Origin of the sequence: Streptomyces sp. NPDC048254 (genome assembly GCF_043201895.1) — a bacterium.
GTDB lineage: Bacteria > Actinomycetota > Actinomycetes > Streptomycetales > Streptomycetaceae > Streptomyces.
This window is the reverse complement of sequence record NZ_JBICZJ010000019.1, coordinates 175,691-191,933: the sequence shown is the minus strand read 5'-3', so window position 1 is coordinate 191,933 and position 16,243 is coordinate 175,691. Positions and strand designations below refer to the sequence as shown.

The 16,243-nt window shown below is 70.0% G+C and carries 15 protein-coding genes; 7 read left to right on the top strand and 8 right to left on the bottom strand.

The window, feature by feature from the left end; genetic code table 11:
- Positions 1–3: 3 nt before the first annotated feature.
- The gene (locus tag ACGFZQ_RS40235; RefSeq protein WP_393844574.1) at positions 4–1,791 is read right to left on the bottom strand and encodes a protein kinase; all 1,788 of its coding nucleotides are present in this window, start codon (positions 1,789–1,791) and stop codon (positions 4–6) included.
- A 222-nt stretch (positions 1,792–2,013) separates the two neighbouring features.
- Between ACGFZQ_RS40235 and ACGFZQ_RS40230 the strand changes: the two genes are divergently transcribed.
- From ACGFZQ_RS40230 to ACGFZQ_RS40215, 4 genes are all read left to right on the top strand, one after another.
- Positions 2,014–3,369, top strand: coding sequence for an aspartate aminotransferase family protein (locus ACGFZQ_RS40230; RefSeq protein WP_393844573.1), 1,356 nt, complete (start codon positions 2,014–2,016; stop codon positions 3,367–3,369).
- Positions 3,370–3,527: 158 nt separating this feature from the next.
- The gene (locus ACGFZQ_RS40225; protein ID WP_393844572.1) at positions 3,528–4,226 is read left to right on the top strand and encodes a GntR family transcriptional regulator; all 699 of its coding nucleotides are present in this window, start codon (positions 3,528–3,530) and stop codon (positions 4,224–4,226) included.
- Positions 4,223–6,646, top strand: a complete 2,424-nt coding sequence (locus ACGFZQ_RS40220) for a dolichyl-phosphate beta-glucosyltransferase (protein WP_393844571.1) — start codon at positions 4,223–4,225, stop codon at positions 6,644–6,646. Before ACGFZQ_RS40225 ends, ACGFZQ_RS40220 begins: the two co-directional genes overlap by 4 nt.
- A gap of 89 nt (positions 6,647–6,735) precedes the next feature.
- Positions 6,736–7,386, top strand: coding sequence for a hypothetical protein (locus tag ACGFZQ_RS40215; protein WP_351740475.1), 651 nt, complete (start codon positions 6,736–6,738; stop codon positions 7,384–7,386).
- 43 nt (positions 7,387–7,429) lie between these two features.
- Here the strand turns inward: ACGFZQ_RS40215 and ACGFZQ_RS40210 are convergent, their stop codons facing one another.
- From ACGFZQ_RS40210 to ACGFZQ_RS40195, 4 genes are all read right to left on the bottom strand, one after another.
- A complete protein-coding gene (locus ACGFZQ_RS40210) occupies positions 7,430–7,834 on the bottom strand; it encodes a hypothetical protein (RefSeq protein WP_393844608.1) in 405 nt (134 codons plus the stop codon).
- Between the two features lie 5 nt (positions 7,835–7,839).
- The gene (locus ACGFZQ_RS40205) at positions 7,840–8,103 is read right to left on the bottom strand and encodes a hypothetical protein (RefSeq protein WP_393844570.1); all 264 of its coding nucleotides are present in this window, start codon (positions 8,101–8,103) and stop codon (positions 7,840–7,842) included.
- A gap of 75 nt (positions 8,104–8,178) precedes the next feature.
- Complete coding sequence (locus ACGFZQ_RS40200; RefSeq protein WP_393844569.1) at positions 8,179–8,526, bottom strand: hypothetical protein; 348 nt, start codon at positions 8,524–8,526, stop codon at positions 8,179–8,181.
- A gap of 148 nt (positions 8,527–8,674) precedes the next feature.
- Positions 8,675–9,082: a hypothetical protein gene (locus ACGFZQ_RS40195; protein WP_393844568.1), complete on the bottom strand. Its 408-nt coding sequence runs from the start codon at positions 9,080–9,082 to the stop codon at positions 8,675–8,677.
- Between the two features lie 115 nt (positions 9,083–9,197).
- Between ACGFZQ_RS40195 and ACGFZQ_RS40190 the strand changes: the two genes are divergently transcribed.
- Both ACGFZQ_RS40190 and ACGFZQ_RS40185 read left to right on the top strand, forming a co-directional pair.
- On the top strand, positions 9,198–10,049 hold the full coding sequence (locus ACGFZQ_RS40190; protein WP_393844567.1) for a helix-turn-helix transcriptional regulator: 852 nt from the start codon (positions 9,198–9,200) through the stop codon (positions 10,047–10,049).
- The gene (locus tag ACGFZQ_RS40185; protein WP_393844566.1) at positions 10,046–10,285 is read left to right on the top strand and encodes a DUF397 domain-containing protein; all 240 of its coding nucleotides are present in this window, start codon (positions 10,046–10,048) and stop codon (positions 10,283–10,285) included. The genes ACGFZQ_RS40190 and ACGFZQ_RS40185 overlap by 4 nt, the downstream gene beginning before the upstream one ends.
- A gap of 873 nt (positions 10,286–11,158) precedes the next feature.
- Here the strand turns inward: ACGFZQ_RS40185 and ACGFZQ_RS40180 are convergent.
- On the bottom strand, positions 11,159–11,782 hold the full coding sequence (locus ACGFZQ_RS40180) for a YbhB/YbcL family Raf kinase inhibitor-like protein (protein ID WP_393844565.1): 624 nt from the start codon (positions 11,780–11,782) through the stop codon (positions 11,159–11,161).
- A gap of 146 nt (positions 11,783–11,928) precedes the next feature.
- Here ACGFZQ_RS40180 and ACGFZQ_RS40175 point away from each other — a divergent pair, with 146 nt between their 5' ends.
- The gene (locus ACGFZQ_RS40175) at positions 11,929–12,786 is read left to right on the top strand and encodes a helix-turn-helix transcriptional regulator (RefSeq protein ID WP_393844564.1); all 858 of its coding nucleotides are present in this window, start codon (positions 11,929–11,931) and stop codon (positions 12,784–12,786) included.
- A 67-nt stretch (positions 12,787–12,853) separates the two neighbouring features.
- Here the strand turns inward: ACGFZQ_RS40175 and ACGFZQ_RS40170 are convergent, their stop codons facing one another.
- Positions 12,854–14,689, bottom strand: a complete 1,836-nt coding sequence (locus ACGFZQ_RS40170; protein WP_393844563.1) for a bifunctional metallophosphatase/5'-nucleotidase — start codon at positions 14,687–14,689, stop codon at positions 12,854–12,856.
- Between the two features lie 163 nt (positions 14,690–14,852).
- Complete coding sequence (locus ACGFZQ_RS40165) at positions 14,853–16,136, bottom strand: adenylosuccinate synthase (protein WP_393844562.1); 1,284 nt, start codon at positions 16,134–16,136, stop codon at positions 14,853–14,855.
- Positions 16,137–16,243 lie beyond the last annotated feature (107 nt).

Here is a 16,243-nt window from a genome sequence, read left to right as displayed (position 1 = left end):
GGATCACCGTTTGCTGTACGTGAGGCTCTCCTCGCCGTCCTTCTGGACCCGCTTCAGCCTGCCGTCCGACAGCAGGGTCACCTCGGTGGCCTTTCCGGCGCTGCACGACGAACGGGGCTTGCCTGTCGTGACCGAGGAAGGACCGATCTCCAGCGGGCCGTCCGAGCCGGGCTGCGCGGCGAGCTTCGCGTCGAACTCGCAGTGGTAGCCGGGGCCGTCGGCGACCAGGGTGAGGACCGTGTCGCCCACCGCGCCCTGGCGGATGGTCAGTTCGCGGGTGTTGTGGCCGGTGGAGTTGTCTATCGCCGTGGTCCAGGTGCCGAGGAAGGCCGTGGGCACGGTGTCGGCGGCGGGGGCCGAGGAGGAGGGCGACTCGCTGGGCGTCGGTTCCCCCGACGAGGTCGGGGCGGTCGCCGAGGGGGTGGGGGTGGCGGCGCCGCCCGCCTTGTCGTCGCCGCCGCCGTTGTTCATGAGCGCGTACACGGAGCCGCCGGCGGCCAGCAGCACGACCAGGGCGACGGTGACGAGGAGCGCGGTGGAACGGGAGGTACGGCGGGACTCGCCGTCGGGGGTGGGGTCGTACGGCGGGAGCGGCGGGGGTGTGTAGAGCGGCTGGGTGGGCTCGGGGGTGGCGACGGTGGTGTGGGGGGTGGTGTAGGGGTTGTACGGCTGCGGGTGCTGGTGGGGTTGGTTCGGGTAGCCGTAGGCCGGGTGGGCGGGGGCGTGTTCGGGGGAGGGCGGGTCGAAGGCCGGCTGCGGGTGGCTCGGGGCCGGCCGCACCCCCGCGGCGGCGGCCGCGGATTCAGCACTGCCCCGCGCCCACTGGTCGGCCGACCCGCTTCGGGGCGCCTCCGCCACGGTCCCGTACACCGTCGGGTCCTCCACCTCCAGCAACTCCACCGCGTGGCGGCCCAGTTGGGCCACCAGGGAACCGGGGAGCCAGGGGTCCCTGGAGCGGCCCTCCTCGACCGTGTCGACCGCTCCCGTCCTCGCCAGGATCGCGTCCAGGGAGGGGCGGGTCGCCGGGTCCTTGCGGAGGCAGTCGCGGACCACGTCGGCGATGCCCTCGGGGACCCCGGACAGGTCGGGTTCCTCCTGCGCGATGCGGAACAGCTGCGCGTGTGCGCCGCCCTCGGTCGAGCCGAAGGGGAGCCGGCCGGTGGCCGCGTAGGCGAGCACCGAGCCGAGGCTGAAGACGTCGGAGGCCGGGGTGATCCGGTCGCCGCGCACCTGCTCGGGGGCCATGAAGCCCGGCGAGCCGACGAGTGACCCGGTCTGGGTGATGCCCTCGCCGGGGAGGGTCTCCAGCGCCCGCGCGATGCCGAAGTCGATGACCCGGGGTCCCTCTATGGTGAGCATCACGTTGGAGGGCTTGAGGTCGCGGTGGACGATCCCGGCCGCGTGGATGTTGGTGAGCGCGTGCGCCAGCCCGGCGGCCATGATGCGCACCGACCGCTCGGGCAGTGGCCCGTGGTCGTGCTCGACGACCCGCTGGAGGCTCGGTCCGGCGACATAGCCGGTGGCCACCCAGGGCACGGCGGCCTCGGTGTCGGCGTCCAGGACGGGCGCGGTCCAGAACCCGCCGACCCGCTGGGCGTTGCGCACCTCCTGCCGGAAGCGGGCCCGGAAGTCCTCCTGCGCGGCGAGTTCCGTCCGTACCAGCTTCACGGCGACGGTACGGCCGCGCTCCGACCGGGCGAGATACACGTGCCCCATGCCGCCCGCGCCCAGCCGCGCCAGCAGCCGGTACTTCCCGATGTGCTGCGGATCACCGGGCCCCAGCTTCTCCATGGCAGATCCGCCCCTTCTCCACACTTGTGATCGAGCCGAGAATATTCCGGCCGCTCCGGCAGCCGGGACCCGCCTTGTCTACGGTTCCGTAACAGGTACCGTTCGCTCCGGTGTATCCGCGGCTGTGTCCACGGGCTGTGGACAACCTGTCGCGGAATCCCCCTGGCCATGGAACATGTCGCCGATATCGCGTCCGCACCGGGTACTCCTAGGCTCGGCGCCATGACCCCTCAGCCCAGTCCGCAGGCCGGAGCCGCCGTCAAGGCGGCCGACCGTGCGCATGTCTTCCACTCCTGGTCCGCGCAGGACCTCATCGACCCGCTGGCCGTGGCCGGCGCCGAAGGGTCGTACTTCTGGGACTACGACGGCAGGCGTTACCTGGATTTCACCAGCGGGCTCGTCTTCACCAACATCGGCTACCAGCATCCGAAGGTCGTCGCCGCGATCCAGGAGCAGGCCGCGAGGATGACCACCTTCGCGCCCGCCTTCGCCGTCGAGGCCCGGTCGGAGGCGGCCCGCCTGATCGCCGAGCGGACGCCCGGCGACCTGGACAAGATCTTCTTCACCAACGGGGGCGCGGACGCGATCGAGCACGCCGTCCGCATGGCCCGGCTGCACACCGGCCGCCCGAAGGTGCTGTCCGCCTACCGCTCGTACCACGGGGGCACCCAGCAGGCGATCAACATCACCGGCGACCCGCGCCGCTGGGCCTCCGACGGCGCCGCCGCAGGGGTCGTGCACTTCTGGGCGCCCTTCCTCTACCGCTCCCGTTTCTACGCGGAGACGGAGGAGCAGGAGACCGCGCGGGCGCTGGAGCACCTGGAGACCACGATCGCGTTCGAGGGGCCGGGCACGGTCGCGGCGATCGTCCTGGAGACCATCCCCGGGACCGCCGGGATCATGGTGCCGCCCGCCGGGTACCTGGCCGGTGTCCGGGAGATCTGCGACAGGCACGGGATCGTCTTCGTCCTGGACGAGGTCATGGCCGGGTTCGGGCGCACGGGTGAGTGGTTCGCCGCCGACCTGTTCGGGGTCGTACCCGACCTGATGACCTTCGCCAAGGGCGTGAACAGCGGGTACGTGCCGCTCGGCGGTGTCGCCATCAGCGAGCGGATCGCCGAGACCTTCGCCAGGCGGCCCTACCCCGGCGGGCTGACGTACTCCGGGCATCCGCTGGCCTGTGCCGCCGCCGTCGCCACCATCAACGTGATGGCGGAGGAAGGCGTCGTCGAGAACGCCAAGCGGCTCGGCGCGGACGTCGTCGGGCCCGCCCTGGCCGCGCTGGCCGAGCGGCACCCGAGCGTGGGCGAGGTGCGCGGTACCGGCATGTTCTGGGCGCTGGACCTGGTGAGGAACCGGGAGACCCGGGAGCCGCTGGTGCCGTACAACGCGGCCGGGGAGGCCAACGCACCGATGACCGCGTTCGCGGCTGCCGCCAAGCAGCAGGGTCTGTGGCCGTTCGTGAACATGAACCGGACGCATGTCGTGCCGCCGTGCAACGTCACCGAGGCGGAGCTGAAGGAGGGCTTCGCGGCGCTCGACGCTGCGCTGAGCGTGGCCGACGAGTACACGGTGTAAGGGCGCCGATTTCGGGTGCGGGGCGGTGGGGGCTGAGCGCGCAGTTCCCCGCGCCCCTAAAGGGGCGCTCATGCAACCCGAACGCGTAAGGTGGCGTGCTCGTAGATGTACATGTAAGCGAGCACGTCACCCGAATGCGTGAGGAGAGGCACCCGACGATGCCCGGCAACGGCGCTGTGACCCGCAGTACCCTGCGCCAGCAGATCGCGGACGCGCTCCGTGACGAGGTGCTCGCCGGGCGCCTCCAGCCGGGCCGGGAGTTCACGGTCAAGGAGATCGCCGAGCAGTACGGGGTCTCCGCCACACCGGTCCGCGAGGCGCTGGTGGACCTGTCCGCGCAGGGCGTCCTCGACGCCGACCAGCACCGCGGCTTCCGGGTCCCGGAGTACTCGCTCACCGACTACCGGAACATGATCGAGGCCCGCAGCCTGGTCATCGACGGGATGTTCCACGCCCTCGCCGAGGGCCACCACCCCGCGTTCAAGGACCCCCAGGAGCCGCGGGTCGCGGCCGCCCTGGCGGCGGTCCGCCGGCGCGGCGAGGAGGCCCAGCGGGCCGCGACCGCCGGCGACCTCACCGTGCTGATCGGCTACGACCTGCGCTTCTGGCGGGAGCTGTCCACGCTGTTCGGCAACCCCTATCTCGGGGACTTCCTGCACCGGCTGCGCGTGCAGTCCTGGGTGTGCGCGGTGCAGCAGCTGCGCCGGCTGCCCGATCTACGCGGGTATCTGTGGTCCCGGCACACGGAGTTGGTCGACGCGCTGTCCCGGCGGGACACCGAGGCCGCCCGGGGGATCGTCACCGCGTACAACACACACTCCCTCGCCCTCATCGAGCGTCTGTCGGAGAACGGATGACCGCGCCCCCGGAGACCGTCGACCTGTCCGTGGTCATCCCCGCGTACAACGAGGAGGGACGGCTCGGCCCGACGCTCGACGCCGTCACCCGTTACCTCGCCGACAACGAGTCCCGCTTCGGCACCTGGGAAGTGATCGTCTCCGACGACGGTTCCACCGACGGGACGCGCGAGGTCGCCGCCTTAGGGCATCCGCAGGTCCGGCTGGTCACCGCTGAGCGCAACCGCGGCAAGGGCAACGCCCTGCGCCTCGGGGTAGCCGCCAGCGGCGGCCGCCGGGTACTGGTGACCGACGCCGATCTCGCGGCCCCGATCGAGGAGCTGGAGCGGCTCGACAAGGCGCTCAGTGAGGGCAACGCGGCGGCGATCGGCTCGCGCGCGGTGGCGGGCGCGGAGATATCCGACCACCAGCACCGGCTGCGCGAGCTGCTCGGCCGCGCCGGGAACCTGCTGATACGGGCCACCGCGGTGCCCGGCATCAAGGACACCCAGTGCGGTTTCAAGCTGTTCGACGGCGACCGGGCCCGCGAGGCCTTCGCCGACTCCCGCCTCGACGGCTGGGGCATCGACGTCGAGGTCCTCCAGCATCTGCACCGGGGTGGCGGGTCCATCGCCGAGGTGCCGGTCCGCTGGAGCCACCAGCCCGGCTCCAAGGTCGGCCCGCTCGCCTACCCGAGGGTCCTCGCGGACCTGGCCCGCCTCCGGCTGCGCCGCCTGCGCCCGGCCGACCTCCTGGTTACGGTCCTCTTCCTGGCCCTGTCGATCGCCCTCTACTCGGGCCGCTTCTTCGACCCGGACCACCGCTATCTCACCGACTCCCTCCAGGACCAGAACCAGTGGGAGTGGTTCTTCGCGGTGACCGCGGACAACCTCGCGCACTTCCGCAACCCGCTCTTCTCCGACTTCCAGAACTTCCCCGACGGCGTCAACCTGATGGCCAACACGGTCATGCTCGGCGTCTCCGTCCCCTTCGCCCCGCTCACGCTCCTGGCCGGACCGGCCGTCTCGCTCTCCGTCTGCATGGCGCTGGGCCTGACCGCGACCGCCGTCGCCTGGTACTGGCTGATCGTGAAGCGGGTGGTACGGCACCGGGGTGCCGCCTTCCTCGGCGCGGCCCTCGCGGCCTTCGCGCCGCCGATGGTCAGCCACGCCAACGCGCACCCCAACTTCGTGATCCTGTTCATGATCCCGCTGATCATCGACCGTGCCCTGCGCCTGGCCACGGGCGCCCGGGTCCGGCGGGACGGGATCGTGCTCGGTCTGATGGCCGCGTACCAGATCTTCCTGGGCGAGGAGCCGTTCCTGCTGGCGGCGCTGGGCATGGTCCTGTTCGCCGTCGCCTACGCGGCCGTACGACCGCAGGTGGCGAAGGAGTCCTGGCGCCCGCTGGGCAAGGGCCTGCTGATCGCGGGCGCGGTCTGCCTCCCGGTCGTCGCCTTCCCGCTCTACTGGCAGTTCGCCGGGGCGCAGAGCTACCACAGCGTCCTGCACGGCGACAACGCCGGAAACAGCCCGCTCTCGCTTCTCGCCTTCGCCGAGCGCTCGCTGCTCTTCGGGGACGCGGGCCGCGCCAACGAGCTCGCCCTCAACCCCACCGAGCAGAACGCCTTCTACGGCTGGCCGCTGGTCCTGCTCGCCTTCGGGATCGTCGTACGGCTGTGGGAGCGGCCGCTGGTCAAGGCGCTGGCGTTCACGTCCGTGGCCGCGGCCGTCCTGTCCCTGGGCCCGAAGATCCGCGTCCCGCTGACCGACACGGTGTATCCCGGCCCCTGGGCGCTGGTGCGGAAGCTGCCGCTCTTCGAGTCGGTGATCGAGGGCCGGGTGGCGATGATCTGTGCCCCGGCGCTGGGTGTGCTGCTCGCGCTCGCGATCGAGAAGGTGCTGGCCACCCGCCGTATCGGCACCCAGTACCTCGGCCTGCTCGCCATCGCGCTCGCGGTGCTCCCGATCGTCCCCGCCCCGCTCAAGTCCGAGCAGCGGACGGCGGTGCCGGAGTTCATCGCGAGCGGGATGTGGAAGTCGTACGTAGGGAAGGGCGAGTCCCTCGTCCCGATCCCGCTCCCCGATCCCGGGTACGCGGAGGCGCTGCACTGGCAGACGTCGGCGGACGTCGGCTTCAAGCTCCCCGGCGGATACTTCAACGGCCCCTACGGCGACGACCGCATCGGTATCTACGGTGCCGTCCCGCGCTACACCTCCAGCATGCTGCGGGACGTCCGCTACAGCGGGAAGGTGCCGGTGATCGGCAAGAACTGGCGGGCGCAGGCGGCGAAGGACTTCGCGTACTGGAAGGCGGGCGTCCTGGTGGTCGCCCCCCAGCCCAACGACGACAAGCTGCGGCAGGCGGTCCGGGCTCTGACCGGAAAACCCGGTAAGTGGACGGGTGGGGTCTGGGTATGGGACCTGCACGAGGGGAGCTGACCGGCGCCGCACCGATTACTCTTCCCTGACCACCTAGCTGAGCACTTGCTGTGAACGCGCTGATATCGCGCTGATATGAGGAGCCCTCTTTGGCCTGTGACCTCTGGCTGGTACCGCTCGTCGACGTGTTGTGCCACACGCCCGACAACCCGTTCGCCGAGGAACTCGCGCAATACAACAAGGTGCTCGCCGAGGCCGGGCTGCCGCCGGTGCCGGTGTACCAGTACATGCCGGGCCTGTCCGGCGAGGTGGCCCCGGTGGCCGGCTTCGACTACGACGCGCTCCATTTCCTCCGCCGCGTGTACCTGCTCCAGGTCTGCGGTCTGCCGGTGACCCCGGTCGACGACCTGGGCGGCGACTACGAGCAGCTCCTGGAGATGTTCGAAGCGACGGCCCAGCAGTCCCACCTCGTCTGGCACTACGACCACGCGGGCGCGTACGTCCCGGTCGACTTCCCGAACCCGCTCTCCAGCGACGAGCTCCTCGCGAGCGGCGGCCCCTTGGGCTCCTCCCAGTCTCTGCTGCGCGAGCTGGAGTACGTCGCCCCGTCGATCGGCATCGACCCTGCGAACCCGCCGGCGGCCCCGCAGGCCCCTTCTGCCCCCACCGACCTGGAGGAGCCGGCGAACCCGGCCCCCTACGACCCGAGCCCCTTCGCCCGCGAACGCCACGTCTGGCTCGGCCTGCACGCGGCGGCGACGCGGAGCCTGGCGCAGGGGTCGATGATCGTGTTCAGCTGACGGCCGGGGCGCCAGGCGGAGAGGTGCCCCGGCCGTAATGCGGTTACCGCTGGTGCGGCAGCCTGATGGTGCGGACGAGGGGCATGTCGGCGTAGAGGTCGGGGTCGACGGTCACCACATGGCGCCCGTCGGGCCAGTCGACCGTCGGCCGGGACAGATGGACCGCGTGCCCGAGCCGCCATTCCACGCCGTCACGCAGCAGCGCGCCGACCGTGGAGGCACCGGCGAAGTCCAACTCCACGATCTCGACGGCCGGAAGCGCGCCGATGTGGTCCGCGACGCCCTTGCGCATGCCGTCGGCGGCGGCCAGGCAGAGTGCGGGGACGTAGACATGCCGGGTGGGCCCGTGCTCCGTGTTCGCCACGAAGTGGGAGGCCAGCGAATTTCCCGAGCCGAGCGCCAGCAGCGCGGACTCGTCGAATACGACACCGGTGGAACCGGTCCTCATCGCGCTCACAGACTGTCCACCGGCCGACCGGCTTCAAGGTCCTGCCAGATCTTCTCCACCCGGTCGTGCTCCTCGTCGGTGAAGGTCACTCCGAAGTGCGTCTCGCAGTACGCCTTTGCCTCTTCGTACCGCTTGCGCAGCTCCTCCTGCGTGGGCGTGGCCCCCGCGAGTTCGGCGATCAGGTCGCGCATGGTCATCCCGCGCTCTCGGGCGAGCACCATGAGGCGGTCACGGACAGCGGGGTCGACCTTGACGGTGGTGTCAGCCATGACGCAAGTATACCTCCGGTATACCGTGTCCGGCCGTTCCAGCAGGGCAGTCATTTCGTTCCTTTCGTTTTGGAGCTAGGCCGCCACGGGGTGAACTTTTTGCAATTCACCCACCGGGGGCCGAGATTCGTACGGCCTCTCGAATACTTCGCACACCGTCGAGTACTGCCGGGTCACCGGGTCCCGCGACACCACCCGCCGCAGATAACGCCGTTCCTCCAGCTCACGCAGGGAGGCGACAATCGCCATGCACCCTTCCCGGCGCCGCTCGGCGAGGTTGCGCTCCGTGATCCAGGAGCCGTTCGGAAGGCACAGGAGGTACGCCAGTACGCCTGCCGCGCCCCAGGACAGGCGCCGGTCCCCAGAAAGGGAGTTGGCGAGGGCTGCGAAGGCGCGCAGAGGCGCCGTACGATGAACGCGCATCGGGTGGTTCCTTACGCATCGGGACCTGATGTCGAGCCCCCGGGTGTTGGCGCACCGCGGGGGCAATCTGTTGATCGTGACTTTAGGGCCACACAAAGCGCCGCACGCAAGCCACAATCCCCTTTTCCTGGCTGCTTGTTCGCGCATTTCACTCCGGCGAGTGAAGCGTGGAGCGCAGCAGTCGCGTGTGCACGAAACGGTCGGGACAGGTCGGCCGATAGCGCCACGACAACGGCCAGGTCATGTCGTCCAGCGCGGGGATCGGGATGTACGACACCCGGGCCGGAGCGGCGGTCAGTCTGGTCACCTCCGCAGGCCACGGCAGGTGGTCCGTACTCCCGGCCGGCACCAGGAAGTACACACACCGCCGCCCGCCGGCGACCTCGATCACGGGCCCGGGGTCACCTCCCGTCAGCTCCGCGAGCCGGTCGGCGAGCCGCCGCCCCCACTCCCCGTCGTCCACCCGCACGGCGTCGAACTGCACACCGGCTTTGCGGAGTTGAACGCCGGAGGCGGGAAGCCAGCCGAGGTTTAAGGGGTCACTTTGCGTGTTCATGGGATCAGTGTCGGCACGTAGGGCTACCGTCGCCATAACTCAGAGTCAAGAGCAGCAAACTCTGGGAATTCGGGGTCCGGTGGTTGTGACCGTTTGAGTTCGGTTGAGTTCGGGGGTGACCGCAATGGCGCGGGCTGAGAACAAGGCGGAGGCGGGCAGCACGGCACAGCTCCTGGCCGCCCTCGCGAAGGCCTTCCGCGAGCAACAGGAGTTGACACAGGAGGAGTTGGGGAAACGCATCGGCTACACCGGGTCCGCGGTCAGCGCGATGGAGACGGGAGCGCAGCCCGCCAGCGACAAGATGCTCGCCAAACTGGAGGAGGCGATCGGCGGCGGGCTGGGGATCTTCGAGAAGGCACGCAGGTTCGTATTGCTGGACAAGTATCCGGCCCAGTTCAAGAACTTCGCGCTGGTGGAGCAGGAGGCGGTGACGCTGTCGTCGTACCAGACGTTCGTGGTCGACGGTCTGTTCCAGACACCGGAGTACGCGCGGGCGCTGATCGGCGGAGGCTTCCCGAAGCTGCCGGAGGAGAAGGTGGAGGAACTGGTCGAGGCTCGGGTGGCGCGGCGGGCGCTGTTCGAGCGGGCAGACCCGACGCCCATGATCGAACTGATCCTGGAGGAGTCGGCACTGCGGCGGCCGTTCGGAAGCTGGGAGGTGACGCGCGACCAATTGCGGTCGCTTGCGGAGGACGCGGAGAGGGACAATGTGAGCGTCCAAGTCATGCCGATGGAGCGGGGTTTGAGGGGTGGCCACGCAGGTGCACGCGGCAACATGGTGCTGGTGAAGACCAAGGAGCACCACGACGTGGTCTACCTGGAGATCGAGGAGGAAAGCTTCCTGGTCAGCGATCCAGCGAAGGTCGCTCGGCTCACCCATCGGTATGCGAAGATCCGAACGCAGGCTCTGAGTTCGGATGACTCACTAAGCCTCATCCGGAAGTTGGCGGGAGAAGACCGGACATGACCAACACTCTGCGGTGGTTCAAGTCGAGCTACAGCGACGACAGTGGCGGGCAATGCGTCGAAACCGCCTACACCTGGCGCAAGTCCTCCTACAGCAGCGCCACCGGGCAGTGCCTCGAAATATCCCCCCGCCCCCACACCATCCACATCCGCGACTCCAAAACCGGCCCCGACGGCCCCCGCCTCGCCCTCTCCCCCGCCGCATGGGTCGGCTTCCTCACGCATCTCGCGAAGTGACCGTCGGGCCACTCGCTTCTCGGCAGTGTCGTGCTTCCGCGAGGTGAGTCAAGGGCGCTCCACTCCGCTGCGCTGCGTTCCGCGTCGGCTACGCCGATGGGCCTCCGGCCCACCCTTGACACACCTCGCTCCAGCACGGGTCAGAAGCGAGCGAGCGGCCGGAAAGAAGCGGGGGCCCTGACCGGCGTTCGCGGTCAGCCGTCGGCCGCGTCCGCATCGTTGCCCGACGGGCGCGCTCGCACCTCGCAAGCACGCCGGGCCGGCCAAGCGGCGAACGGCCGAGTGTTCTGTCGTGGGCGCGCCCACACCTCACCACACGAGTCACGCGTTCCTCATCAGTCACGCAGGGAGGAGTGATTGGTGGATTTGTGCCAGGCCTCGGCCCGTCCTCCCAGGCAGAGCAGGCCCGGATCCGTTCGGACGTGGCACAAGTCCTCCAATCGTCCCCTCCCACTCCCACCTCCGCGCCCAACCATTCACCACCCCAACCCCTGACCCACCAGCCCTGCCCCCTGCACCGCCCCTCCCTCACCGGCCGCTCGCCGCTTAGCCGGCCCGGCGTGCCCCCGTGCCCCGCCCGCGCTCGTCGACCGGCGGTGCGGGTGCGGCCGACGGCCGTCGTGAACGCCGGTCGGGACCCCGTCTCTCCGGGCCGCTCGCTCGCTTCTGACCCGTGCTGGAGCGGGGTGTGTCAAGGGTGGGCCGGAGGCCCATCGGCGCAGCCGACGCGGAACGCAGCGCAGCGGAGTGGAGCGCCCTTGACTCACCTCGCGGAAGCACGACACTGCCGAGAAGCGGGCGGCCCCAACGGTCACTTGGTGGCGTGCGTGAGGCCCTGGGGCCATACCCCGGGCGATCGGGCGACCGGACGGCCTACCTGCGGGCCGTTGCCGTGATGGTGGCCGTGCCGATCACGTGGCTCGACATGGTGAACGTGGTGATCGCGGCCGGGGTCGCCGCGGGCAGTTGCAGGGTCGGGGTGTCCAGGGCGTAGACCGTGATCCGGTAGTGGTGGGTGATGTCGCCGACCGGCGGGCAGGGGCCCAGGTAGCCGGTCTGGCCGGCGCCGTTGGTGCCGGCCACCGCGCCGGTCGGCAGGGCGGCGCCCAGCTGGGTGTCCGTGGCGGGGATGTCCCAGGTCAGCCAGTGCCACAGGCCGGAGCCGGTGGGGGCGTCGGGGTCGAACATGGTGACCGCGTAGCTGCGGGTGTCCTTGGGGGCGCCGTGCCAGGACAGTTGTATCTGCTTGTTGCCGCCGGAGCAGCCGAACGAGTCGGCGTAGGAGGCGGCCGGGATGGTGCCGCCGTCGCGGATGTCCGGGCTGGTGACCTTGAAGCGGGCGGCGGAGTCGGGGACGCCCTGGCGGACCCTGGTGTAGCCGTATCCTCCGTCGTCGGCCCGGCCGGTGTGGGTGTCGGCGGTGGCGGTGGTCACGCCGGTGGTGACGGCGGCGGCGACCGCGGCCAGTGCGGCGGCGGCTCGGATCGGTGCTCTCATCGTGCCCTCCTGGGCGGCTGGTGCCTGTCGGTGCGTCCACGATCAAGGGCGCGGGGCGGCCGGAGGAAGGCGCTCGGGATCCTGGCATCCGGGATGCCAGGATCCGGGGTCGACAGGGCACGGGCCGGGTCAGGATCATGGCGGGCATGGCGAGCGACCGGGCACCGAAGCGGGCGGAACTGGGTGAGTTCCTGCGTGCCATGCGGGCGCGGCTGCGGCCCGAGGACGTCGGGTTGCCGGAGCTAGGCCGGCGCCGGACGCCGGGGCTGCGGCGGCAGGAGGTGGCGCAGCTCGCCGCCGTCAGCATCGACTGGTACATCCGGCTGGAGCAGGGCCGGGTCGGCACCCCGGGTGCCGCCGTGCTGGACGCGGTGGCGCGGGCGCTGCGGCTGTCGCCCTCCGAGCGGCACCATCTGCATCTCATCGCGCGGGACGAGACCCCGGTGACCCGGCACCTGTCCGCTCCGGTCGGCGACTCGCTGCGTGTGCTGCTGGCGGGGATGCCGCTGATCCCGGCCTATGTCGTGGACTTCCGTTTCGACGTGCTGGCGCACAACGCGGCCGCGACGGCCCTGTTCGGCGCGGACTTCGGCACCGCCGGGGAGGTCACCGGCAACACCGCGCGCGTGCTGTTCCTGGAGCCGGGGATGCGCGAGGTCCACCTGGACTGGGCGCGGGTGGCCCGGGAGACGGTCGGCAACCTGCGGGCGAACCTGGCCCGCCACCCGGACGACCCCCGGCTGCGTGAGGTGATCGCCGAACTGCGGGACCGGAGCGCGGAGTTCACCGCGTGGTGGGACGACCACACGGTGAAGCAGCGCGCCCACGGCCGCAAACGCCTCCGGCACCCGGTCGCCGGCGAACTGGCCGTCTGCTACGACACGCTGGCCACCCTCGACGACTCGGACCAGTGCCTGATCGCCGTCACCCCGGCCGACCCGGCGGCCGAGGCGGCCCTGCGCAGACTCATGACCGGCCCGGGTCTGCACGCCATCGGGGCCTGAGCCACGCGCCGCAGCACCCGGGCAGGTGCTCGTTCGAGAGTTCCGGCTCCCGCGAGGCGATGTCGGGTCAGGAGAAGACCGGCGTGCCGCCCTGCGTCAGCTTCCAGTTGGTCGCCGCGAACGTCGACGGGTCGATGCTGCCCTTGGCCGTGGCGTAGGCGACCATCAGGTCGCGGACCTGGTTGGTGGAGCTGTAGGCGATCTCCGCGGCGGCGATGTGCGGGTAGCCGGAGCCGCCGTTGGCGCGGTAGTTGTTGACGGCGACGACGAAGACCTGGTCGTCGGCGACCGCGGTGCCGTTGTAGGTCAGGTTCTTGATGCGCGAGCCCTCGGCGGCCGCGATGTCGATCTCGTAGTCGACGCCGGTCGCCATGTCGTACATGTAGTCCCAGAAGCTGTTGGCGTTGGTGAGGGTGGCGGTGTCCACCGCCGTGCCCACCGGGACCTGGTGGTAGTACTTCGCCGCGTACTCCAGGTAGTCCTTGACCTGGGCGCCGGTGAGCTTCTTGCCGTACAGGGTGTTCTCGTAGACGTACAGGCCCGCGACGTCGCGGATCGTGACGTCACCGGCCGGGATGGTGGCCGTGCGGCTGAAGCACGCGGCCACCGAGATCAGCGGGAGCGCGGCGTCCGCCGCCGACAGGCCCGCCTTCACCGCGTCCATCTGGACCTGCTGGATGAAGTCGATGGCGGGGACGTCCTTCCAGCAGGCCTCCGCCGTCGACATCGCCACGGTGCTGGTGCCGATCGCGGTGTTGACGTACTTGACCACCAACTCGTGGTCGGCGGTGAGGAGTTCGGTGATCCGCGGGTCCTCCGCGACCGTGTTGCTGTTCAGGGTGGTGGCGGTCTTCCTGGTGACCTTCCAGGAGTGGTTCACCAGCTCCAGCTCGAAGTCGAAGACGGAGAGGCGGTAGCCGTAGCAGTACGGCTCGGAGAGGAGGACGTCCTCGCCCGTCTCCGCGTTCTTCACCGTGTACGTCGGGACGTCGACGTGGGTGTGGCCGACGAGGATCGCGTCGATGCCGGGGACCTGCTCGGCGACCAGGTTCGACGCGTTCTCCACGTAGGGGAGTTCGTCGCCCCACGAGGTCGAGCCGTCCAGGCCCGAGTGGTCGGTGAGGAAGACGACGTCACAGCCGAGGGCGCGCAGCCGCGGCACGTACTTCTTCGCCTGCTCGACCAGGCCGGTGAAGGCCATCTTCCCGGAGACGTTGTCCTTGTCCCACAGGGCGATGCCCGGGTTGGTGAGGCCGAGGATGCCGACCTTGATGTCCGGGCCGTGGGGCACCTTGATGTGCTTGACGGTGTAGGGCCGGAAGGCGGGCTGCAGCGTCTTGGCGTCCAGGGCGTTGGCGCCGAGCAGCGGGAAGTCGCACTGCTTCTCGAAGGTGCGGACGACCTCGATGCCGTAGTTGAACTCGTGGTTGCCGAGGGCGGCCGCGTCGTAGCGCATCTCGTTCATGGCGATCGCCATGGGGTGCTTGGGGCCGCGCTTGCCGTTCTTGCCGGTGATGGGGTCGACGCTCGCGTAGTAGGAGGCGAGCGAGGTGCCCTGGATGATGTCGCCGGCGTCGACGAGGAGGACCCGGCCCTCGCCCTTCTCCTTGCGGATGTTCTTCACCAGGGTGGCGATGCGGGCGACGCCGTAGGTGTTGCCCTTGGCGTCGACGGGCGCCGCGTTGGTGTAGTAGTCCCAGTTGAAGACGTGGCTGTGCAGGTCGGTGGTGCCCAGGATGGAGAAGCTCCAGGTCTTGGGGGCCTTCGGCGGCTTGGGGTGGCCGTGGCCCTGCTCGGCGGCCTGGGCGCTGCCGGCACCGACGGTTCCCGCGACGGCCACGGCCGCACCGGTGACGGCCGACTTCTGCACGAACTCACGGCGGTTCATGGGATTGACGGGCATTCAGGACTCCTGGAAGGGCGGTGAGGACGGGCATGGCATGCGGGAGGCGGCGGGCTACCCGCGTAGATGCTGACCGTCGCCCGTTACCGGCGTAACCACGGAAAGCCCAAGGGCCGGTCAAGGATTGCCAAGACCGGCCCAAGTGCGTCGTCCAACCGCGGCCCTACAGGAACGAGTTGATCTCGATCGTCTCGTCGCGGCCCGGGCCCACGCCGATCGCGGAGATCGGGGCGCCGGACATCTCCTCCAGCGCCTTGACGTAGTTCTGGGCGTTCTTCGGGAGGTCCGAGAAGGACTTCGCCTTGGTGATGTCCTCGGACCAGCCCGGCAGGGTCTCGTAGACCGGCTTCGCGTGGTGGAAGTCGGTCTGCGAGTACGGCAGCTCCTCGACGCGCTTGCCGTCGATCTCGTACGCCACGCAGACCGGGATCTGCTCCCAGCCGGTGAGGACGTCGAGCTTGGTGAGGAAGAAGTCGGTCAGGCCGTTGACGCGGGTCGCGTAGCGGGCGATCACCGCGTCGAACCAGCCGCAACGCCGGTCCCGGCCGGTGGTGACACCCCGCTCGCCGCCGATCCGGCGCAGCGCCTCGCCGTCCGCGTCGAACAGCTCGGTCGGGAACGGGCCGGCGCCGACGCGGGTCGTGTAGGCCTTGAGGATGCCGATGACCCGGCTGATCTTCGTCGGACCCACGCCGGAGCCGGTGCAGGCACCGCCGGCCGTCGGGTTGGACGAGGTGACGAAGGGATACGTGCCGTGGTCGATGTCCAGGAGCGTGCCCTGGCCGCCCTCGAAGAGGACGACCTTGTCCTCCTCCAGGGCCTGGTTGAGGACCAGGACCGTGTCGGCGACGTACGGGGCGAGCTTGTCCGCGTACGTCAGCAGCTCCTCGACGACCTGCTCGATGGCGATCGCGCGCCGGTTGTAGAGCTTGGTGAGGACCTGGTTCTTGGCGTCGAGGGCCGCCTCGACCTTCTGGGTCAGGATCGACTCGTCGTAGAGGTCCTGGACCCGGATACCGACGCGGTTGATCTTGTCCGCGTAGGTCGGCCCGATGCCGCGGCCGGTCGTACCGATCTTCCGCTTGCCGAGGAAGCGTTCCGTCACCTTGTCGACGGTGACGTTGTACGGCGTGATGATGTGTGCGTTTCCGCTGATCAGGAGCTTGGACGTGTCGACGCCACGCTCGTTCAGACCGCTCAGCTCGGAGAGCAGGACCGAGGGGTCGACGACGACTCCGTTGCCGATGACCGGAACACAAGTAGGCGAGAGGATTCCGGAAGGGAGGAGGTGGAGCGCATACTTCTGGTCGCCGACGACGACCGTGTGGCCGGCGTTGTTGCCACCCTGGTAACGCACCACGTAGTCGACGGAGCCGCCTAGCAGATCCGTCGCCTTTCCCTTGCCTTCGTCACCCCACTGAGCACCGAGCAGCACAAGTGCGGGCACGCGCGTACACCCCTTCCGGGCGGGGCATGTCCAAGGTCAGGGGCGTACGCGTAAGGTTCGGCGCCGCGTACCACCGCGACCGTCGTTGGCCGCACAACCGTTGGACC